At 72.6% G+C, this 19,783-nt stretch carries 16 protein-coding genes; 9 read left to right on the forward strand and 7 right to left on the reverse strand.

The window, feature by feature from the left end; translation table 11 throughout:
- Nucleotides 1–21 precede the first annotated feature (21 nt).
- From mmuM to OG344_RS21070, 3 genes are all read right to left on the reverse strand, one after another.
- Nucleotides 22–876, reverse strand: coding sequence for a homocysteine S-methyltransferase (gene mmuM, locus OG344_RS21060; protein ID WP_405084551.1), 855 nt, complete (start codon nt 874–876; stop codon nt 22–24).
- A gap of 466 nt (nt 877–1,342) precedes the next feature.
- A complete protein-coding gene (locus tag OG344_RS21065) occupies nt 1,343–3,904 on the reverse strand; it encodes a VIT domain-containing protein (RefSeq protein ID WP_405084552.1) in 2,562 nt (853 codons plus the stop codon).
- Nucleotides 3,904–4,755, reverse strand: a complete 852-nt coding sequence (locus OG344_RS21070) for a helix-turn-helix domain-containing protein (protein WP_405084553.1) — start codon at nt 4,753–4,755, stop codon at nt 3,904–3,906. The genes OG344_RS21065 and OG344_RS21070 overlap by 1 nt, the downstream gene beginning before the upstream one ends.
- A gap of 432 nt (nt 4,756–5,187) precedes the next feature.
- Here OG344_RS21070 and OG344_RS21075 point away from each other — a divergent pair, with 432 nt between their 5' ends.
- The gene (locus OG344_RS21075; RefSeq protein ID WP_405084554.1) at nt 5,188–6,438 is read left to right on the forward strand and encodes an alkaline phosphatase PhoX; all 1,251 of its coding nucleotides are present in this window, start codon (nt 5,188–5,190) and stop codon (nt 6,436–6,438) included.
- 79 nt (nt 6,439–6,517) lie between these two features.
- Here OG344_RS21075 and OG344_RS21080 read toward each other — a convergent pair whose 3' ends face one another.
- Together OG344_RS21080 and OG344_RS21085 are read right to left on the reverse strand one after the other, a co-directional pair.
- The gene (locus tag OG344_RS21080; RefSeq protein WP_405084555.1) at nt 6,518–7,411 is read right to left on the reverse strand and encodes a trypsin-like peptidase domain-containing protein; all 894 of its coding nucleotides are present in this window, start codon (nt 7,409–7,411) and stop codon (nt 6,518–6,520) included.
- 21 nt (nt 7,412–7,432) lie between these two features.
- A complete protein-coding gene (locus tag OG344_RS21085; protein WP_405084556.1) occupies nt 7,433–8,347 on the reverse strand; it encodes a GNAT family N-acetyltransferase in 915 nt (304 codons plus the stop codon).
- Between the two features lie 260 nt (nt 8,348–8,607).
- Between OG344_RS21085 and OG344_RS21090 the strand changes: the two genes are divergently transcribed.
- The 4 genes from OG344_RS21090 (at nt 8,608) to thiI (ending at nt 13,128) form a co-directional block, all read left to right on the forward strand.
- Entirely contained in the window at nt 8,608–9,633 is a 1,026-nt protein-coding gene (locus tag OG344_RS21090; RefSeq protein ID WP_405084557.1) for a 6-phosphofructokinase, read from the forward strand.
- A 199-nt stretch (nt 9,634–9,832) separates the two neighbouring features.
- Nucleotides 9,833–11,098: a MacS family sensor histidine kinase gene (gene macS / locus OG344_RS21095; protein ID WP_405084558.1), complete on the forward strand. Its 1,266-nt coding sequence runs from the start codon at nt 9,833–9,835 to the stop codon at nt 11,096–11,098.
- A gap of 44 nt (nt 11,099–11,142) precedes the next feature.
- Complete coding sequence (locus tag OG344_RS21100) at nt 11,143–11,793, forward strand: response regulator (RefSeq protein ID WP_405089130.1); 651 nt, start codon at nt 11,143–11,145, stop codon at nt 11,791–11,793.
- Between the two features lie 138 nt (nt 11,794–11,931).
- Nucleotides 11,932–13,128: a tRNA uracil 4-sulfurtransferase ThiI gene (thiI, locus tag OG344_RS21105; RefSeq protein WP_327045035.1), complete on the forward strand. Its 1,197-nt coding sequence runs from the start codon at nt 11,932–11,934 to the stop codon at nt 13,126–13,128.
- A gap of 46 nt (nt 13,129–13,174) precedes the next feature.
- On the opposite strand, the gene aroF is transcribed toward thiI, so the two are convergent.
- A complete protein-coding gene (gene aroF, locus OG344_RS21110; RefSeq protein ID WP_405084559.1) occupies nt 13,175–14,260 on the reverse strand; it encodes a 3-deoxy-7-phosphoheptulonate synthase in 1,086 nt (361 codons plus the stop codon).
- A gap of 374 nt (nt 14,261–14,634) precedes the next feature.
- Between aroF and OG344_RS21115 the strand changes: the two genes are divergently transcribed.
- Nucleotides 14,635–15,255: a sulfite oxidase-like oxidoreductase gene (locus OG344_RS21115; protein ID WP_405084560.1), complete on the forward strand. Its 621-nt coding sequence runs from the start codon at nt 14,635–14,637 to the stop codon at nt 15,253–15,255.
- A 27-nt stretch (nt 15,256–15,282) separates the two neighbouring features.
- Nucleotides 15,283–16,461 carry a sensor histidine kinase gene (locus OG344_RS21120; RefSeq protein WP_405084561.1) on the forward strand — a complete coding sequence of 393 codons (1,179 nt, stop codon included), beginning with the start codon at nt 15,283–15,285 and terminating at the stop codon, nt 16,459–16,461.
- Nucleotides 16,462–16,477: 16 nt separating this feature from the next.
- Here OG344_RS21120 and OG344_RS21125 read toward each other — a convergent pair whose 3' ends face one another.
- Entirely contained in the window at nt 16,478–17,908 is a 1,431-nt protein-coding gene (locus tag OG344_RS21125; protein ID WP_405084562.1) for a sensor histidine kinase, read from the reverse strand.
- A gap of 222 nt (nt 17,909–18,130) precedes the next feature.
- Here OG344_RS21125 and OG344_RS21130 point away from each other — a divergent pair, with 222 nt between their 5' ends.
- Nucleotides 18,131–18,859, forward strand: coding sequence for a LytTR family DNA-binding domain-containing protein (locus OG344_RS21130; protein WP_327045040.1), 729 nt, complete (start codon nt 18,131–18,133; stop codon nt 18,857–18,859).
- A 220-nt stretch (nt 18,860–19,079) separates the two neighbouring features.
- Nucleotides 19,080–19,565, forward strand: coding sequence for a hypothetical protein (locus OG344_RS21135; protein ID WP_405084563.1), 486 nt, complete (start codon nt 19,080–19,082; stop codon nt 19,563–19,565).
- The last annotated feature ends 218 nt before the right edge of the window (nt 19,566–19,783 follow it).

Consider the following 19,783-nt stretch of genomic DNA (forward strand, 5'->3'; position numbering starts at 1 on the left):
CCGTCCGAGGCCAGGGCCCGGTCAGGTGAGGCGGGACCGGATCTCGCGGATGTGGGCGGGAGTGGTGCGGCAGCAGCCGCCCACGTACTGGGCGCCCCGCGAGACCCACCCGGCCGCCGCCCCGCCGAACTCGACGGGGTCGGCGAGGCCGAGCCAGCGGCGGTTCGCGGCGTCCCAGCTCTCACCCGAGTTCGGATAGACGACGGCGGCCCCGCGCCCGACCAACTCGGGCACGAACCGGGGCGCCGTGCAGTTCACGCCGACGGCGACCACCTGGGGGAGCCCGGCGAAGATCGCGATGCACTCCTCGAAGGGCGTCCCGTCGCTGACGTGCTCGCCGTCCCGGCAGGAGAAGGCGACCCAGGCACGCACGGACGGCGTCTCGCGCAGGAGCCGCGCCAGCGCCAGGGCCTCGGCCCGCGAGGGAATCGTCTCGCAGGCCAGCAGGTCGGCTCCGGCCTCGGCGAGAAGGCCGAAGCGTTCGCGATGCCACTCGGCCAAGCCGTCCTCGTCCAGGTCGTAGTCGCCCGTGTATTCGGAGCCGTCGGCGAGGTAGGCGCCGTAGGGGCCCACGCTCGCCGCGACCAGCCCGTGCCCGGCCTCGTCCCTCGCCTGCACGGCCAGCGTCACCGACAGCCGGACGAGGTCGCGGGCCTCCCGCGGCGACAGGCCGTGCCGTACGAACCCGGGGACGCTGGCTTGATAGCTCGCCGTCGTGGCGACGTCGGCGCCGGCGCGGAAGTAGTCGAGATGCGCGCGGCGGACGACGCCGGGATCGTCGGCCAGCAGCCGGGCCGACCACAGGTCGTCGCTCAGATCGCAGCCGAGGGACTCCAGATGCGTCGCGAGACCGCCGTCGAGGACCACCGGATGCATGTTCGGCACACTACGCGCCGCATGTCCGTGAGCCGTCAGGAAGTTCGCCCGAAGCGGACGCCGGTCCTCTGTCGGAACCGCTGGTGGATCTATTACGTTCGCCGGGTATGGGGCTTAAAGAGCTCGTCAATCGGTTGCTGCGCCGCCGGTCTCGCGTCCCCGCAGGTGGACGGGACGATCGGCCCGACATGGGAGGGGTGAGGGAGCCCCGGCGTCCCGTCCCCACCCCGCCGTCCGACGTCATCCGCCTACCCGAACCTTCGTAGGACTTCGCTCACAGCGAACGCCTATGGCCGGGCCCGGCGCCTCCGCCGGTGCCCCGGCCACAGCCGCGCTAACCGGCGCTGCGCCCGAAAGCGCGCGGAGGCCACGAAAGGCTCGCCGGACAAGGCTGGATCCTGCGTTCTGTTCGTTCGGTCTTCCCCGGGATCGCCGGTGGCGGCGTGCCCGGGGAACCCAGAGGACGTCAGGACCGCTTCCAGAAGGGGCGCCTGCCCTCCTTCTCCGCTGCGGCGCCGTGCCTACCCTCGCGGTGACCGGTGCCGTGCTCACCCTTGCCGTGCTCACCCTCGCCGGGGCCGCCGACCAGGGCGGTCAGTAGTTCGGTGGTCCGCCGCCAGAGGTCGTCGAGGGAGCTGTCGGCCCACTCGGCCTTGTCGAGGTCGGCTGCCAGCGCGAGGAGATCAGGGTGATTTCCCACCATCTGGGCGACGACCCGCAGGCGGCTGGCGAGATCCGCCAGGTAGCCCCGGCGCTCCCGCTCCGGCAACGCCTCCGCCTGACCCAGTCGCGCGAGCTCCTCGGCCAGCAGGGGCCGTACGCCGTCGAGATTCGTCATCGCCGAGGGTGCGGGGCCCCGACGCGACAGGAAGCCTCCGGCGGGCAGCCCCCGGGACAGCCGTGCCTTGCCGCCGCCGCCCCGTTCGCCCGACACCGGGGGCGGAGACGGAGCAGGTGACAGAGGCGGGGGCGGCGCGGCGGCGAAGGGCGCGCTCGGCGCGGGAGCGCCGGGAGCCGCCCCGACGGGCGCGTCCGCCGCGCTGCTCGTGACGGCGGCCATCTTGGCCATCATCGGCGCACCGGCCACCATCATCGGCATCGCGGCCGGCATCTCCCACCCGCTCGGCAGCTCGACCGGCTGGAGGACGCGATGCTCCGGAGCGCCCTCACTGGTCACATGGGTGTCGACGGCAACGAACGCGGTGAACCGGCACAGCACGCCGAAGCGGAGCGAGATGTCGACGATCTGCTGCTCCAGGGAGCGGTCTCCCACCGCGTATCGGTCCTCCAGGGTGCGCAGATGCGCCCGCGCCCACACGGCCCGCGCCGCGTCGTCCCGCGCGGGACGGCCCTCGACGCGCTCCTCCCAGGGACGCCCGTCGGTCGTGCGGCCGTGCACGGTGAGAGCCCCCGCCGGCCGGCCCCGGAAACGCCCGGTCACGACCAGCGGGACCCCCGCGTACAGGGAACCGGCGTGCGTGACGGTGTCGGCCGCCAGCTCGACGCCGTCGGCCCGCACGGAGACGTCGGTCACCAGTGGCGAGCCGATCCGCCGGTGGATGTGCTCCATCGCCTCGTCGAGCCGGTCCTCCGACTCGACCAGTTCGCAGCGGCCGGAGCCGAGCAGGGCCAGCCGCCCGAGGAACCCCGCGTTCACCGCCCTGTCGATGCCCACCGTGTGGACCCGGGTGCCGCCCAGCCGGGAGCCGACGCGTTCGAGGATCTCGTCCTCGTTGCCCACCTGGCCGTCGGTGACCAGCACGAGCACCCGATCACGCGCGGGCTCGCCGGAAAGGTCGTCGCGCTCGCCCAGCAGGCGCAGGGCCTCCTCCAGTGGGGCGAGCAATTCCGTGCCGCCACGGGCGCCGAGCCGGGCGAGATGTTCGACGGCGCGGTACCGGTTGCGGTCGATCGCCTCCACCAGGCCACCCGGGAACGCGCGCTCGACCACGGAGTCGAACGAGAGCACGGCGAACCGGTCGTGCCGGGTCAGCGTGTCGACGATGCGGGCCGCGGCGCGCCGCGCCGCCACCATCTTCCATCCGGTCATGCTGCCCGAGCGGTCGAGCAGCAGGACGACGTCCCGGGGCACGGACCGTGCCGAGCCCTCCGGCGGAGGAAGGAGGGTGAGCACGAAGGTCCCCTCCGAGGCTCCCGGGGCACCGCCCCGCAGGTCGCCGGGCATATCGCTCGGCACATTCCCCGGCGTGTCGTCGGGCAGGGCGTCCGGGACGAGGACGAGGGACGAGGAGGCGTCGAACGCCAGGCGCAGGATGAAGTCGCGGTCGAGCCGTTCGCCGGGCCGCAGTGTGATCGTGTCGCCCTCCCGCTCGACCTCGTGCAGGCTGGAGCGGACCTCCCGCAGGCCGAGCCCGGCGGAGTCGATGGTCGTCGCCAGCGACAGCCGTACCGGGGACGGGAACCCGGGCAGCAGGACCGGCGGCGAGATCCGGGAGGCGTCGGGCACCGCGTCGGTGTCGGGCGCCACGCCGTCGCCCGCGGCGGGCTCGGACAGGGGAACCCCCGGGATGTAACGCGGCGCCACGACCAGCGGGAAGCGGAACTCGGCCGCGCCGTCCTCGTAGGGGAGCGGCTGGCTCATCGTGAGCCGGACGACCACGCGCTCCCGGGGGACGATGTTGCCGACCCGGATCGTGAACACGTCGGGCCGGTCCTCCTCGGCGATCGCCGCGCGCTTTCCCTCGGCGAGCGCGCGGTCGTAGTCGGCCCGCGCCTCGCCGCGCTCCTTGAGCACGCCGTCGATCACCCGGTCGTCCGCCTCCATGCGGAAGGCGGTGACCGCCGCTCGCGGCGGCAGCGGGAAGACGTACGTCGCCTCAAGCGACACGTCGAACGGGTTGCGGAAGGTCTGGACGACCTCGACACCGGCCACCAGCCCGGTGAGGCGGGCGGTGACGTCCACGCTCTCCAGAGGGAGGTTGCCCTTCTCGGTCTCGAGCGCGCCGAGCCCGGCATGCGGCACGGGCCGGCACTCCTCCGGCCGCAGAGGTGTGATGGGAACGGTCATCAGGTCATCCCCTTGTTTGTCGCGGAATCCGGTGAATTCCAGGGCGTCGTGGTCTCGGCGTCCTCGAAGGGCCCGGCCAGACCGAGCGCGCCGAGCGCCGCGAGGAGCGGGGCGGCGGCCCGGCGCAGCGTGGCCGTCTCGTCGCCGCCCGGAGGCCGGTGGGCCGATTCGAGCATGACCGTCACCCCGGGCGCGAGCCGGACGCCGAACAGGACGTCCCCCGGAGGTTTCCCCGCCGGCTCGCCGGTGACAGTCGTCGTGACGGTGTGGAGGTCTGGCGTGCCGGGCCGGCCGGGCGCGGTGCTCGGGCGCGGCGCCGGGACGGGATCACCGGGTCCGGCCCCCGTGGGACCGGCGCCCGCCGGATCGAAGTGGGTGGAGCCGGCCGGCCGGGCCCAGAACCGCTTCCGGTCCGTCGTCCGGGCCACGTCGGGGACCATGTCGGCCGAAGGCCGCCCTGGCTCAGCCGCTCCCTGTTCGGTCATTCCCGGTTCGGGCGGTTCGGCGAGGGCGTGGTCGGGGCCGGCCTGCGGTTGGGGCGCCTCGGTGAGCCCGGCGATCCGCTGGAGCATGGCGTCGGTCGCCCCCGCCAGTTCGGCCTGGATGGCGGCGATGGACAGCCCCTCCGCCTGGCGGCGTTTCACGGCCACGAGCTGGAGCAGGTGGCGGCTGCCGTAGAGGGCGAGCCTTCCGCGCCGGGCGGCGGGCGGGTCGAGCAGGCCGATCGTCGTGTACCAGCGGATGAGCCGTTCGTTGGGCACCTCGCGGACCCTTCCGTTGACGCGCGGCTCGGATCCGAGCAGGTCCGCCGCCCGCTCCGCCAGCTCACCGATCGTCCACGTCCCGCTCATGCCTCAACAATGACACTGTCACGATGACACTGTCAACGTCTGGGCTTCGTTCACAGGGAGGCGCGAGGGGTTCCCGGAGCGTTCGCCTCGATGGGAGATGTCCGTTCCCCCGGTGTTCACGCGTTGCCGATCCACTGGGCGTCCACGTGTACGACCCGCCGTCCGGGAGACAAAGACCCGGTCAGATGTGATCCGGGCGGGGTAGAGGGAGCGGGCGGCGTCAGGCGGCACACTCAACGACCGACCTCGGGGCCGGACGGCGCTGGGACGGCGCTGGGACGGCGACGTGAGAAGGCGTGCGTCCCGGCGACCCCGGGTGAGGCGACACCACCCGCCAGGGCGGACTGGGGATCACCCACTCGAATCACTGCGCCTCACGGCGCACGCACGACCAAAGGCATGACCAGGGGCAGGTCGGGAAGGCGGGTCAGCGTGCGGGGTACTTCATTGTCGGCGGCCGTGTCGGCGTTGCCGGGATCGCTCTGGCGGACGGCGTTCCCTCGCGGAGGCGACCCGTACGGGCACGGCGGGAACGAGCCCTCCGAGCGGAGCGACGCGGCCGGCCTGGTGGCCCGGCACATGGCGCGTGCCCTGCCGCCGGGGTTCACCGGCCGGATCGTGGCGTCGTCGGGGGAGCGGGCCGGCGGTGTGGTGTGGCACGCCGCTCCCGACGGGGGCGGATGTTTCCCGGACGGCGACGGCTGGATCTACGTCTCCAACTGCGCGCTGCCGCTGCTCGGCGGCGTGACCGCACTGCGCTTCGCGCCGGACGGGAGCCTGCGCAGCGGATACCGGGTGCTGTCCGGCGCGGACCGGAACGGGGCCGGCGCCGCGACCCCGTGGGACACCTGGCTGTCGGGCGAGCGGAAGGCGCACGGCACGGTCTTCGAATGCGATCCGTACGGCCTGCGCGCTCCGCTGCCCCGCCTCGCGATGGGCCTGTTCACCCATGGGGGCATGGTCTGCGACCCCAGCCGGGGATTCGTCTACCTCACCGAGGAGGAGCCGGACGGGTGCCTGTACCGGTTCCGCCCCGACGACTGGGGTGACCTCACCACCGGAGTCCTCGACGTGCTGATCGGAGCTCCCGGCGAGGAGGCCGTGGAGTGGGAGGCGGTGCCGTCCCCGGCCGCGTCCCGCGCGCCCGTACGTGACCAGGTCAAGGGAGCCCGGCGGTTCGCGGGCGGCGGCGCCTGCCACTACCACGACGGCGTGCTGCGGTTCGTCAGCGAGGGCGACGGCCGCGTGTGGGCCTACGACGCCGGCTCCGAGCGCCTTCATGTTCTCCACGCCCCCGGCACCCCCGGCGGCACCGGCATCCCTGGCACGGCCGACGCCCCCGGCACTCCTGTCGCCCTCGGCGTCGCGGAGGCCTCCGGTACTCCGGCCGGCCCCGGCGCCCTCGGAGCCCCAACCCGGTCGCGCGGCCTGGGCTCCTCCACGGTTCGGGAATCCGAGACGCGGCCAGGCGAGCGGGACGACGAGGAGGTCGTCCTCGTCGTGGAGGGCCGGGCGGTGCCGTTCCTGCGGATGCCGGACGGCTGGACGGTCACCGGTCCGTCCATGTCCCCGGCGGGCGACAGGCTCTATCTCTCCTGCCGCCCTCCCGCCGGTGACGGGTCCGGCGTGGCGCCCGTGACCATCGAGATCACCGGGCCGTTCGAGGACCTCGTACGCGCCTGAGCCGGGCCCGGCTCCAGGACCCGCCAGCCCCGAGCCCCTGATATCAGGCCGACCGGCGCCCTCAGCGGGGCCCGTGACGTCAGCAGTGGCCGTGGGGCACCGCCCGGGTGGCCTTCCGGCCGGCCCTGGCGACCGGTGCGAACTCACCGGCGGCGAGCGCGTAGCCGATGCCCGCCTTGTTCGTGTCCTTCGCGAAGACCATGCCCATCACCCGCCCCTCGCCGGTGAGGAGTGGCGCGCCCGACATGCCCTTTCCGATGTCGGCGCCCTGGAAACGGTGAACCCGCCGCCACACCGGGACGCGGTTGTAGATGTCGTACGTTTCGGCGGGCATGTTCGCACGGACGGTGGCGGGCAGCGCGATCGGGGATCTCTCCCCGTTCCGATAGCCCACGATCACGGCAGTGGTCCTCACGGCGCGGGCAGGCGGCAACGGCCGGGCGCGAAGGCCCGGCACCCGCACGACGGCGGCGTCCGCCCGAGGATCGAAGGCGACCACCGAAGCGCCGAACCGCCGCCCGTCGTCGAGGACCACCTTGAGGTCCCGGTCCACGCCCCCGACGGCATGCGCGTTGAGCAGCACCCTTTCGGGCGCGTAGACGAAGCCCGTCGCCTCCAGTCGCCGGTCGCACGCGGAGGCGAAGCCGCGCACCCGCACCACGCTGTGGGCCGCCTCGGCATGCACGCCACGCGCGGGGGCCGGGCTCAGGGCCGGTACGACGACGGGCGGAGCGGCGAGCGGAGCGCCGGACGGAGCGACGGACGGAGCGACGGACGGAGTGCCGGGTGGGGACGCCTCGCGCGGCTCACCCGTGGCGCCCGCCGTACCGGCGGCCGTGGCACCTACAGTGGCACCTACAGTGGCACCTACAGTGACGCTCGCTGTGCCGGTCGCCGCACAAGCCGCCACGCACCCAGCCATGCACCCCGTCAGGGCGACCGCTCCCGCGACCCGCCGTGCCACTCCTCGCATGGTGATCAGGCTAGGGCGGGGTCAGAGGTCGCGGGTCCATGTCTCCTCGGTGATGGGGATGCCCGACTCCTCGCCCGGGAAGCTGTCGGTCAGGGTGAACCCGGCCGCCTGGTAGATCCGGCGGGCGCTGACCAGCACGTCCCGGGTCAGGAGGGTGATCCGGCGATAGCCGGCCGCGGTGGCGAAGCGCAGGCACTCCTCGACCAGCCGTCCGCCGATGCCCATGCCGCGCGCGGACGGCTCGACCAGCAGCAGGCGCAGCCGCGCCGTGGTCTCGTCCTCGCGCGCGCAGAAGACGCACCCCGCCGGCTCGCCCGCGACCTCGGCGATCCAGCCCGCCTCCCGCCGGGGATCGTGGTCGTCCAGGTAGCCGGCGAGGATCCTGACGACGTACGCCTCGAACGACGCGCCCCAGCCGTACTCCTCGCTGTAGAGGGCCCCGTGCCGCTGCACGACCCAGCCGAGGTCGCCCGGCCGCGGCGGCCGGATCACGTACGGCTCGCGCGGCGCGGCCGGCGGGTCCAGCAGGCGCCTGACCGTGTCCATCGCGGAGACGAGCCGGCGGCGTCCGGGGTCGGCGAGCTTGTCGACCAGGGCCTCGATCTCGGCGGCCGAGCGCCGGTCGATCACGGCGAAGGTCTCCCGGCCCTTCGGGGTGAGCCGGACGACCTGGCGGCGGGCGTCCTCCGGCGACTTCTCGCGGGAGACGAGCCCGTCGGCCTCGAACCTGGACAGGATCCGGCTGAGGTAACCGGCGTCGAGGCCGAGCATGCCCCTGATGTCCGCCGCGTCGGCCGCCCGCTCCCGGGTGCCCAGCTCGAACAGCACCCGCGCCTCCGTCAACGAGTAGGGGGTGTCGTGCATCCCCGCGCCGAGCACCCCGATGACGGAGGTGTAGAAGCGGTTGAACGCGCGAACTTGCGGCACTATGTCCATTTTTAGTTGTCCGTCTCAAGGGAATACTTGACTTAGTCAAAGATAGAGGCGCCGCGTACGGTTGGGAAGACGGGTCACCAGGCGGGTGCGGTCTCGCCGTGCGAGACTGTTTTGGTCGTGGTCGGCCGGGTGGCGTAGCCTCTCTTGTTGGTCTAGACCATTGTCGTGAGGCTTGGGCGGAACGCGGTGTGGTGAGCACCGGGGTCCGCGTCGGGCCCGGCCGCGCCATTCCGCGTATCCAAGATGGAGGAATACCCGTCATGCGTATTGGAGTCCTGACCGGCGGCGGCGACTGCCCCGGTCTGAACGCGGTGATCCGCGCCGTCGTCCGCAAGGGGATCGGCGTGTACGGGCACGAGTTCGTCGGATTCCGCGACGGCTGGCGTGGGCCCCTTGAGGGCGACACCATGCCGCTCGACATCCAGGCCGTCCGCGGGATCCTGCCGCGTGGCGGCACGATCCTCGGGTCCTCCCGCACCAACCCGATCAAGATCGAGGGCGGTGTCGAGCGGATCAAGGAGAACCTGGCCGCGCAGGGCGTCGACGCGCTCATCGCGATCGGCGGCGAGGACACCCTCGGCGTCGCCAAGCAGCTGTTCGACCGCGACGTCAAGGTCGTCGGCGTGCCCAAGACGATCGACAACGACCTCAACGCGACCGACTACACCTTCGGCTTCGACACCGCGGTGAACATCGCGATGGAGGCCATCGACCGGCTCCACACCACCGCCGAGTCCCACCACCGCGCGCTGATCTGCGAGGTCATGGGCCGCCACGCGGGCTGGATCGCGCTGCACGCGGGCATGGCCGCCGGCGCCAACGTGATCCTCATCCCGGAGAAGCCGTTCGACATCGACAAGGTCTGCTCCTACGTCGAGTCGCGGTTCAAGACCCGCTACTCGCCGATCATCGTCGTCGCCGAGGGCGCCCACCCCATGGAGGGCCAGATGGCGCTCCAGGCCGGTGAGCTCGACGCGTTCGGCCACGTGCGTCTCGGCGGCATCGGCGAGCTCCTGGCCAAGGAGATCGAGAAGCGCACCGGCAAGGAGGCCCGCACCACGGTCCTCGGCCACATCCAGCGCGGCGGCACTCCGACCGCCTTCGACCGGGTGCTCGCGACCCGCTTCGGCCTCGGCGCGATCGACGCCGTGCACGACGGCGACTTCGGCAAGATGATCGCGCTGCGCGGCACCGACATCGTCCGCGCCGGGCTCGACGAGGCGACCTCCGAGCTCAAGACGGTCCCCGACTCCCGCTACTCGGAGGCCGAGGTCTTCTTCGGCTGATCACACCGATCGGCTGACCCGCCGGTCCGTGACGGCCCGCTCCGGCGGGCCGCCCACCGTCCGTCCGTACGGCTCCCGCGTCGCCGCGCGGGAGCCGTACGCATGAGAGGCCGGAACCCGCGGGATCGCCAACCGGAATCGCCCAGTATGTGAGCGGAGGGGCCGGCCCTCCCGGCTCAGTCACGAGAGGCGCCGCGCGATGGGCATCGAGGGACCGTTCTGGCGGGCGATCACGGTCTACCGCGTCGCGTCGCTCGCGTACGCGGCGCTGTTCGTGCTGGGGGCGGGAGGGTACGCGCGTCCGGTCGTGTCCTGGTCGGTCATCGGGGTGATGGCCGTCTGGACGGTCGCCACGCTCGCCCTGTATCCCGCCGCCCGGCGCGTGCCACTGCTGGCCGCCGACCTCCTCGTCACGGTCGCCTGCCTGCTGGCCACGCCCTACGCGCAGAGCCCCGCCGACGCGGCGGCCGGTGTGATGCCGCTGACGGCGACCTGGGTGGCCGGGCCGGTCCTCGCGTACGGCGTGGCCGGAGGACGCCGCGCGGGCGCGGTCGCCGCCGCGGTCGTGTCGGCGGCCGACCTGTGGCTGCGCGGCGGGAGCGGAGTCGAGCTCGCCTCGCTGCAGGTGAACGGCGCGGTGCTGCTGTTCCTGGCCGGAGTGGTCGTCGGGCACGTCGCCCGGCTCGCGCGGGAGGCGGAGGAGCGGATGCGGCGCGCCGTGCTGATGGAGGCCGCGGGCCGGGAGCGGGAGCGGCTGGCGCGCGGCATCCACGATTCGGTGCTCCAGGTGCTCGCCCTCGTGCAGCGCCGGGGCGCGGAGCTCGGCGGTGAGGCGGCCGAGCTCGGCAGGCTCGCCGGGGAGCAGGAGGCGGCCCTGCGGGCGCTGGTGCAGGCCCCGCCCATCACGCGGGCGCCGGAGCTCGCTCCGACCGGCCTGCGGGGACGCCTGCGACCGGCGTTCGCGGCGCGCGGGACGCGGGCGGAGCGCCGCACCGGCGCGGGAGCCGCGCCGGAGCCCCGGACCGAGCCGTACGCCGAGCCGTACGCCGACCTGCGCGACCTGCTGCGGCCGTACGGCACGGCCCGGGTGACCGTGTCCGCGCCCGCGACGCCGCTGCCGCTGCCCGCCGCGACCGCCCGGGAGGTGGCGGCGGCCGTCGGCGCGGTTCTCGACAACGTCGTACGGCACTGCCCGGAGGGCACCCGGGCGTGGATACTCGCGGAGGAGGACGACGACGCGGTGGTCGTCACCATCCGCGACGACGGGCCGGGCATCCCCGACGGACGGCTGGAGCAGGCGGCCCGCGAGGGACGCATGGGCGTCGCCCGTTCGATCCGGGGACGCGTGACCGACCTCGGCGGCACAGCGGCCGTCATCTCCTCGCCGTCGGGCACGGAGATCGAGCTGTCGGTCCCGGCGGGGGAGCGTGGGGAGGGCGGAGGACGGCCGTGGAGGAGGGCGTGAGCGTGGCCGGAGACGAGGGGGCCGGGCGGCCCCCGGTGCGGGTCATGGTGGTCGACGATCACCCGATGTGGCGGGAGGCGGTCGCCCGTGATCTGACCGAAGCCGGATACGAGGTGGTCGCCGCGACGGGGGAGGGCCGGCAGGCGCTGCGGGTGGCGGCGGCGGTCCGGCCGGAGGTGGTGGTGCTCGACCTGCACCTGCCCGACCTGCCGGGCGTGGAGGTGGCCCGCGGGCTGGGCGCGTCGGCGGCGCCGCCGCGCGTGCTCGTCCTGTCGGCCAGCGCGGAGGAGGCCGACGTGCTGGAGGCGGTCAAGGCGGGCGCCTCGGGATATCTGGTGAAGTCGGCCGGCCGGGAGGAGTTCCTCGACGCGGTCCGGCGGACCGCCGAGGGCGACGCGGTGTTCACCCCCGGCCTGGCCGGGCTCGTCCTGGGCGAGTACCGCAGGCTCGCACACCGGCGGCCCGGCGCCCAGGAGGAGGAGCAGCGGGACGGCCCCCGGCTGACCGAGCGGGAGACCGAGGTGCTGCGCATGGTCGCCAAGGGCCTGTCGTACCGGCAGATCGCCGAGCGCCTGGTGCTGTCGCACCGCACGGTGCAGAACCACGTGCAGAACACGCTGAGCAAGCTCCAGCTTCACAACCGGGTCGAGCTGGTCCGCTACGCCATCGAGAAGGGCCTGGCCGACCTCGACTGAGGGAGTGTGCGGCTCGGTGGCGGCGTTACAGTGGGAAGCTCGCACGTGGGCGACGCGTTGTCTTCCAGCGAACCCTTTCCCGGCCGCGCCTCCCCCTTGGCGCCGAGGCCGTCCCTGTCCGTCCGGAGGTTTCCACCCATGACCATGACCGCCCTGGGAGAGCCCTGTGTGCTGCTCAAGTTAGGCGAGGTGGTCCTGAAAGGCCGGAACCGCGAGATCTTCGAGATGCGCCTCCGGGCCAACATCAAGCACGCGCTCAAGGACCACCGCGTCGACATCCGTCAGCGGCACGGCGTGATCGCGCTGTTCCTGCCGTCCGGCACCGACGTCGAGGTGGCCGAGGCGGTGGCGGCCCGCGTGTCCGACGTGCCCGGCATCGTGCTGGTCCACCTCGCCTGGCGGGTCCCGAAGGACCCGGACACGATCACCAAGGCCGGCATCGAGCTGATCAGGGACAGCGACGAGGTCGCCCGTCTGGCACGGTTCGCGGTGCGTTCGCGCCGCCGCGACAAGCGGTTCCCGTTGCGCTCCAACGAGCTCGACCGCCTGGTCGGCGGGGCGATCAACGACACCTTCGGCCTGCCGGTGGACCTGAGCCGCCCGGAACTCACCGTGCACATCGAGGTGGACAAGGACGAGGCGTTCCTGTTCACCGACGGCCGGCCGGGCCAGGGCGGACTGCCGGTCGGCTCCAGCGGGCGGGGGCTCGTGCTGCTGTCCGGCGGCATCGACTCGCCGGTCGCGGCCTACCGGATGATGCGGCGCGGCCTGCGGGTCGACTTCCTGCACTTCTCCGGCATCCCGTTCACCACCTCCGAGTCGATCTACAAGGCGTACGCGCTGGTACGCAACCTGGACAGGTTCCAGGGAAAGTCGCGGCTGTGGGTGGTGCCGTTCGGCAAGGCGCAGCAGTCGATCAGGAACTCGGGGCAGGACCGGCTCGCGGTGATCGCCCAGCGGCGGCTGATGCTCAAGACGGCCGAGGAGGTCGCCCACCGCATCCGCGCCGAGGCGCTGGTCACCGGGGACAGCCTCGGGCAGGTCTCCTCACAGACCCTCACCAACATCACCGCGCAGGACCACGCCGTGGACATGCCGATCATGCGGCCGCTGATCGGCCTGGACAAGAGCGAGATCATGGCCGAGGCGCGCAGGATCGGCACGCTGCAGATCTCCGAGCTGCCCGACGAGGACTGCTGCACGCTCCTCTCGTCCCGGCAGGCCGAGACCCGCGCGAAGATCGAGGACCTCAAGCTGATCGAGCGGCGCCTGGACGCCGAGGACCTCGCCGCCCAGCTCGCCGACTCCATCCAGCCGTACAAGCTGGACGTCTGAGCCCGGTGCGGCCCGCGTGCCGCGGGCCGCACCGGACCCGGCGTGGTCAGGCCAGGGCGGGAGCGGCGGGCGCGGCTCCCCCGGTGGTGGTTTCCCTGACGGTGGTTTCCCTGACGGTGGCGGCGGTGCGGCCGACCAGCGAGGGGAAGTCGCGCATGATCGCCGCGAGCCCGTCGAGGTCGCCGTCGACCAGAGCCTGCGGGCCGTCGCAGAGCGTCTGCTCGGGGTGCGGATGCACGTCGATGATCACACCGTCGGCGCCCACCGCGACGGCCGCCCGGGTCAGCGGCAGGACGAGGTCGCGCCGGCCGCCGGAGTGCGACGGGTCGACGATCACCGGCAGGTGAGACAGCCGCTGGACGACCGGGACCGCCGAGATGTCCAGGGTGTTGCGGGTGGCGGGCTCGTAAGTCCGGATTCCCCGCTCGCACAGGACGATGTCGAGATTGCCCCGCTGGGCGACGTACTCGGCCGCCATCAGCCACTCCTCGATGGTCGCGGTCATGCCGCGCTTGAGCATGACCGGCTTCCCGGCGGCACCCACGGCCTGCAGCAGCGCGAAGTTCTGCGCGTTGCGGGTGCCGACCTGGAGCATGTCGGCGTACGACGCCACGAGCGCGACGTCATGGGCGTCCACGACCTCGGTGACGATCGGCAGCCCGGTCTGCTCGCGCACGTCGGCCAGGATGCGCAGCCCCGCCTCGCCCAGCCCCTGGAAGGCGTACGGCGAGGTGCGCGGCTTGAAGGCCCCGCCGCGCAGCAGCGTCGCGCCCGCCGCCTTGGCCATCTGCGCGGCCTCCAGCGTCTGCCGCGACGTCTCCACCGCGCACGGGCCCGCGATCAGCGTCACCGTGCCGGGCCCGATGGGCACGCCGCGCACGGTCACCGTGGAGCGATCGGGATGGTTCTCCCGGCTCACCAGCTTGTACGGCGTGGAGACCCGCACGACGTCCGCGACGCCCGGCATGGCCCGCAGATTGAGCGTGGCGAACTGCTCGACGTCGCCGATGAGGCCGATGATCGTGCGGTTCACGCCGCGGCTCGCGAACGCCTCCCCTCCGGCGGCGGCGACGAGGTCGGTGATCGCCTCGACGTCGTCCTGGGTGGCCTCGGGGGTCATGACGATGACCATGGTGTCTCCTCGTGCTCTCGATGTGGTCCGGACGGACGGTGCGAACGGACGGTGCGGGTGGATCGGTGCGGCTGGATGATGCTGGTCCGGAAAACGACGAAGGCCCCGGGTCCGTGGGGGACCCGGGGCCTTCGTTCTCCGTGGCTGTCAGCGCAGCGCTTGGAGGCGATCGGTCCTCACAGGTCCGTCGCCATACCAAAACGACCAAGCGGTACGCATGTGACGCAATATAGCGCACATCTCGATGCTCGCGTCGACCTCTCCCGTCCCGGGCGTGTTCCGTACGGCTCTCCGGCGGGCGTGGCCGGAGCGTGGCCGGAGCGGGGCCGCGCGCCCGGGATCCGGTGCGGGCCGGCTTTCCGGCGGGTGGCAGGATGGCCTGCGTGCCGGAGACACCTGAGGAGGAGACGCGACTGCCCCCGGGCCAGTACGTCCCGCGCGGACGGCCCGTCGTCCACTACGGTAGGGTGCCGGCGTTCCGCCCGGAGACGTGGCGTTTCCAGGTGTTCGGCGAGACGGCGACGGGTCGGATCCACGAGTTCTCGTGGGAGGAGTTCTCCTCGCTGCCGCACACGACAATCGTGTCCGACTTCCACTGCGTCACCAAGTTCTCGATCATGGGGAACGAGTGGGGCGGCTTTCCCGCCTCGGCCCTGCTCGCCCGCGTCGCGCCGGGGCCGGGCGTACGCCACGTGATTATCTGGGCGGAGTACGGCTACAGCGCGAATCTCCGCCTGGCCGACTTCGACCGCCCGACGACGCTGTTCGCCACGCACCTCGACGAGAAGCCGCTGTCTCCCGAGCGCGGCTTTCCCGTCCGGCTCGTCGTGCCGCATTTGTACGCGTGGAAGAGCGTGAAGTGGGTGCGCGCCGTCGAGTATCTCACCGAGGACCGGCGTGGCTTCTGGGAGGAGCGCGGTTACCACAACGTGGCCGACCCCTGGAAGGAGCAGCGCTACTCATACCAGGAGGAGCCGGGCGAGGGCCCGCCGTGAGGCCGCCGAAGGGCTACGGTGTCCGGCGTGTCGACAGCCGTGTGGGTCACGCTGTGCGCGCTCTGCGGAGTCTGCGGCGGCGTGCTCGGCCGCGCCCTGCCTCGTAGCGAGCCGCCGCCGGGAGAGGGTCAGGTGCGGGGCGAGGCGCCCGGTGAGGCGGCGTTCCGCGCCCTGCGCGTCGCCGGTCTGGCCGCGCGCTCGCTGCGCGCCGCCGGGCTCACCCGGGCCTCCGCCCGCCGCTCCGTACGGCACCTGCGGACGCTGCTGGGCACCTCCGGTCTGGTCGTCGCGACGCCCGACCGGGTGCTGGCCAGGGACGGCGCGGACGAGCCGGGCGACGAGGCCGTCCTCGCCGAGGTGCGCGCGGCGACGGCCATGGGCAGGCCGCGCGTCGTCCCGGCGTCCCGGGGAGGCGGCCGGCGCGGGGTGGTCGTCCCCCTGGCCGTGGAGGGCCGGGTGGTCGGGGCCCTGGCGGCGTACGACGCGCGGGTGGGCACGGCGCTCGTGCGCACCGCGACCGAGGTGGGCCGCTGGCTGTCGGGCCAGCTCGAACTCGCCGATCTCGACGCGTCGCGCAGGCGCACGCTGGAGGCGGAGGCGCGCGCCCTGCGGGCGCAGATATCCCCTCATTTCGTCTACAACTCGCTGACCACGATCGCCTCGTTCGTCCGGACCGATCCGGAGCGCGCCCGCGAACTGCTGCTCGACTTCGCCGACTTCATCCGGTACGCGCTGCGCCGGGCCGCCGACTTCACCACCCTCGCCGACGAGCTGACCTGTGTGGACCGTTACCTGCTGCTGGAGCAGGCGAGATTCGGCGACCGGCTGCGGTTCACCGTCCAGGTCGCTCCCGAGGTGCTGCGGGTCGACGTGCCGTTCCTGTGCCTGCAGCCCCTGGTCGAGAACGCGATCAAGCACGGCATGCCGGGGGAGGTGCGGGTCGTGATCAGGGACGCCGGGTCGGAGGCGCACATCTGGGTCGAGGACGACGGCGTCGGGATGAATCCCGAGCAGCTGCACGCCGCGCTGCGGGAGCAGCGGACCGGCATCGGGCTGAGCAACGTCGACGTGCGCATGCGGCACATCTACGGCCCCGGTTACGGCCTGGTCGTCGAGACCGCGCCGGGCAAGGGGACCCGCATCCGGCTGCGGATCCCCAAGACCCGCCCCCGCACCCGTCCCGGTACGGGCCCGGCCCGTCCCTGACCGGACGCCGCCGCCGTCACGCGGCCGTGCTGCCCGACGCAGCGCGGCCGTGCTGCCCGACGCCGCTCGCCGGCCCGGGGGCGACGGCGGCGAGGAGCGGCAACCTCAGGACGAACCGCGCGCCGCGCGGGGACTCCTCGATGCGGAGGCTGCCCTCGTGGGCGACCGCGATCGCCCGGCACAGGGCCAGGCCGAGTCCGCTGCCACCGGGGTCGAGGCGCCGCGCCGCGTCGAGGCGGACGAAGGGCTCGAACACCCGCTCGCGGTCCTCCTCGGCGATGCCGTCGCCGTCGTCCAGCACCGTGACCAGCGCCTGCCCGCCGACGGGCTCCGCGGTCACGTCCACCCTTGAGGTCGCGTGCCGCTGGGCGTTCACCAGCAGGTTCGTGACGACGCTGGCCAGCTGGACGCGGCTGCCGAGGACCCGCAATCCGGGCTCGGTCCTTGCGTACACCGGAATCTCTCCGCCGCGCGCCGCCACCTCGGCGCGTACGAGGGCCCCGAGGTCGAGCGGCTCGGACGCGCACGGGGCGTTGCGGAGCCGGGCGAAGGCCAGCAGTTCGTCGATGATCCGCTGCAGGCGCTCGGCGACCGGCAGGGACCTGGCGATCGCCTCGCGCGCGTCGATCTCCGGATAGAGCAGCGCCTCCTCCAGTCCGGTGCGGAGCCCGGTGAGCGGAGACTTCAGCTCGTGGGAGACCACGGCGGCGAAGTGCCGCTGCTGCGCGACCGCTGATTCGAGCCGGTCGAGCGTCTGGTTCGCGGTGCGGGCGAGGCGGGCGATCTCGTCCCGGCCGCGAGGCTGCGGCACCCGCATGGACAGGTCGTGGGCGGTGATCTCCGACATCCGCTGCCCGATCACCGTGATCGGCCGCAGGACGCGGCCCGCCGCCCGCCAGGTCGTCCACGTCCACAGCACGGCCAGCAGCGCTCCGCTGGCGCCGGCGAGGAGCTCCAGCCGGTGCCCGCGCAGGGAGGGCGGCTGGTCCGTGCCGGCGTACACGTAGTGGGGCTCGCCCCGCCAGATCTCCGCCGCCTGCAACGACGGGACCCGCGCCGCGGTGAGCATGACGCACCGGTCGCCGGAGCACTCGGTCACGTCCTGGAAGCGGTTGCCGCTGGCGGGCCGGACCGCGCTCAGCGGCCGCCAGCCGGCCACGGGGTCGCCCAGCACCACCCGGCCGCGCGAGTCGGTGAGCTGGACGAGGGGGACGCGCGCCGTCGGAGCCGGCGGCGGTATGTGGCCGGGCCGCATCGAGCCGATCCATTCGCTCGCGACGCGGCTCGTCTCGTTGAAGATGTCGGTCTCGACCCTGTTACGGATCAGCAGGCACAGACCGGCCGCGATCACGCCGACGAGGAGGACGGACAGCGCGGCCACCGTCAGCGTCACCCGTGCCCGGATGGAGCCGGAACGGGGAGGAAGGGAGCCCCGCCTGTTGCCCATCGACGTTCCTTGTTCGGCCTGATTTCCCTCGTCATCCTAGGCAACCATGCGGGACAAAAAGGCTGATAAAAGGGCAAATGGGTGGAGATGCCCCCTAAAGTGTTCCCGGGCTTGACTTGGGCTTTCCGCGTAGGCACCGGTGATGCCCCGGCGTGACGGGGTCGTCACCTACCGTCCGGTCACCCCTTGCGCGGGGGGCGGGCACACGGCACGGTGGACGCCATGCTGCGTGTCCTCGCGGTGGACGACGAGGTCCCCGCCCTGTCCGAGCTCGCCTTCCTGTTGCGCCAGGACGCCCGGGTGGAGCACGTGCGCACGGCCACCGACAGCGGGGCCGCCCTCCGCGACATGGTCCAGATGATCGCCGACGGCGAGCGTCTCGACGGGGTGTTCCTCGACGTGCGCATGCCGGGGCTCGACGGCCTCGACCTGGCCCGGCTCATCGGCGGGTTCCCCACGCCGCCGAAACTGGTCTTCGTCAGCGCCCACGACTGCGCCGTGCAGGCGTTCGAGCTGGAAGCCGTCGACTACCTGCTCAAGCCCGTGCGCCCCGAACGCCTGGCGGAGGCCGTGCGCCGCCTGTCGGCCGCCGTCGCGCCCCCCGGTGCGGACGAGGACCTGGAGACGATCCCCGTCGAGCTGGCCGGCCGCACGAAGTTCGTCGCCCGGCAGGACGTGTGCTACGCCGAGGCGCACGGCGACTACGTCCGCCTGCACACCGCCGAGGCCGTCTACCTCGTACGGATGTCCCTCGCGGCACTGGAGCGGCGCTGGGCGGGGTCGGGGTTCGTCAGGGCCCATCGCAGCACGCTCGTCAACGCGAGGCACGTGAGCGAGTTGCGTTTCGACGCCGGGCGGGTGGTCCTCCAGGTGGGCGGGGAGACGCTGCCGGTGAGCCGGAGGCTGACCCGGCAGGTGCGTGAGCAACTCGTCCGGCAGTTCCGCCCTTGACGTCGCAAATCGGACATACCACAACATAAGCGGTATTGAGGGTCTCATGCGTGTCATATTCAGATAAGGCCAGATAAAACGCTTCAGCTCCTCGTTTGTGATGCGACGCCGCAGGCAATCAAGAAACCGCGAGAAGGTGGCCCCGAAGCGGCCGTGAATACTTCGGGGTGATTGGCTCGCCGATCTGGCGCAATGAAAATCCTGTCGAGGAGGACGCGCAATGCCTGCTTTCACGAGGATTCTTGCCGGGCTGGCCCTGGGAACCGCTCTCACCGGTGGATCGTTCGCTCTCGCCGCCGCCGCGGGTGCCACGACCGTCCCGCTCGCCGACGGAAACGAGCACATCAACGACAACCAGTGGAACAACGACAACAACAACTGGTGGAACAACCAGAACTTCTGGAACCAGGGCCTGTGGAAGGACAGTGTCGACGACCACTCCGGCTTCGGAATCGTCGCCAAGGGCGTCGCCCTCGGATTCCAGGACAAGACGAACCGCGACAACGCCTGGTTCAACAACAGCTGGTGGGCCAACAACCAGTTCTTCAACAACCGCGAGAACAACGACCGGAACTTCAATCACGTGAACCGTGCTCCGGTGAACGAGCGGCCCACGACCCTGGTCGTGCCGGAAGTCATCAGGGACACCGTCGTGAAGGAGCGCCCCGTACGGGAGAAGAGGCACGAGTTCGGCGACGACAACTGACCGTCTCGGCGCAGTCCTGTCCCTGGGAGGGCTCGGACCGGCGCGAGCGTGACGGGTCGTCCGAGGCCAGGGCCGCCGTGACGGGGCCCGGAGCGACCGTTTGTCGCTCACGTGAGTCCGCTCGTCGTGTGAGGGCGGGCCGCATGGCGCTAACTAGGGACCGCTCGTCCGAAGGGCCATCCGGCGGCCCGATTACACCCCGTAGTGTTTCGCTCGTC

Source organism: Microbispora sp. NBC_01389, from assembly GCF_045040095.1.
Taxonomy (GTDB): domain Bacteria; phylum Actinomycetota; class Actinomycetes; order Streptosporangiales; family Streptosporangiaceae; genus Microbispora.

What these genes read in the sequence shown, in the direction of transcription:
- OG344_RS21080 (WP_405084555.1), bottom strand. Translation starts at nt 7,411, where the DNA reads ATGCGAGGAGTGGCACGGCGGGTCGCGGGAGCGGTCGCCCTGACGGGG.
- OG344_RS21100 (WP_405089130.1), top strand. Translation starts at nt 11,143, where the DNA reads ATGGTGGTCGACGATCACCCGATGTGGCGGGAGGCGGTCGCCCGTGAT.
- OG344_RS21090 (WP_405084557.1), top strand. Translation starts at nt 8,608, where the DNA reads ATGCGTATTGGAGTCCTGACCGGCGGCGGCGACTGCCCCGGTCTGAAC.
- OG344_RS21065 (WP_405084552.1), bottom strand. Translation starts at nt 3,904, where the DNA reads ATGACCGTTCCCATCACACCTCTGCGGCCGGAGGAGTGCCGGCCCGTG.
- OG344_RS21135 (WP_405084563.1), top strand. Translation starts at nt 19,080, where the DNA reads ATGCCTGCTTTCACGAGGATTCTTGCCGGGCTGGCCCTGGGAACCGCT.
- OG344_RS21125 (WP_405084562.1), bottom strand. Translation starts at nt 17,908, where the DNA reads ATGGGCAACAGGCGGGGCTCCCTTCCTCCCCGTTCCGGCTCCATCCGG.
- OG344_RS21130 (WP_327045040.1), top strand. Translation starts at nt 18,131, where the DNA reads ATGCTGCGTGTCCTCGCGGTGGACGACGAGGTCCCCGCCCTGTCCGAG.
- macS (WP_405084558.1), top strand. Translation starts at nt 9,833, where the DNA reads ATGGGCATCGAGGGACCGTTCTGGCGGGCGATCACGGTCTACCGCGTC.
- OG344_RS21070 (WP_405084553.1), bottom strand. Translation starts at nt 4,755, where the DNA reads ATGAGCGGGACGTGGACGATCGGTGAGCTGGCGGAGCGGGCGGCGGAC.
- mmuM (WP_405084551.1), bottom strand. Translation starts at nt 876, where the DNA reads ATGCATCCGGTGGTCCTCGACGGCGGTCTCGCGACGCATCTGGAGTCC.
- thiI (WP_327045035.1), top strand. Translation starts at nt 11,932, where the DNA reads ATGACCATGACCGCCCTGGGAGAGCCCTGTGTGCTGCTCAAGTTAGGC.
- OG344_RS21115 (WP_405084560.1), top strand. Translation starts at nt 14,635, where the DNA reads ATGGCCTGCGTGCCGGAGACACCTGAGGAGGAGACGCGACTGCCCCCG.
- OG344_RS21085 (WP_405084556.1), bottom strand. Translation starts at nt 8,347, where the DNA reads ATGGACATAGTGCCGCAAGTTCGCGCGTTCAACCGCTTCTACACCTCC.
- aroF (WP_405084559.1), bottom strand. Translation starts at nt 14,260, where the DNA reads ATGGTCATCGTCATGACCCCCGAGGCCACCCAGGACGACGTCGAGGCG.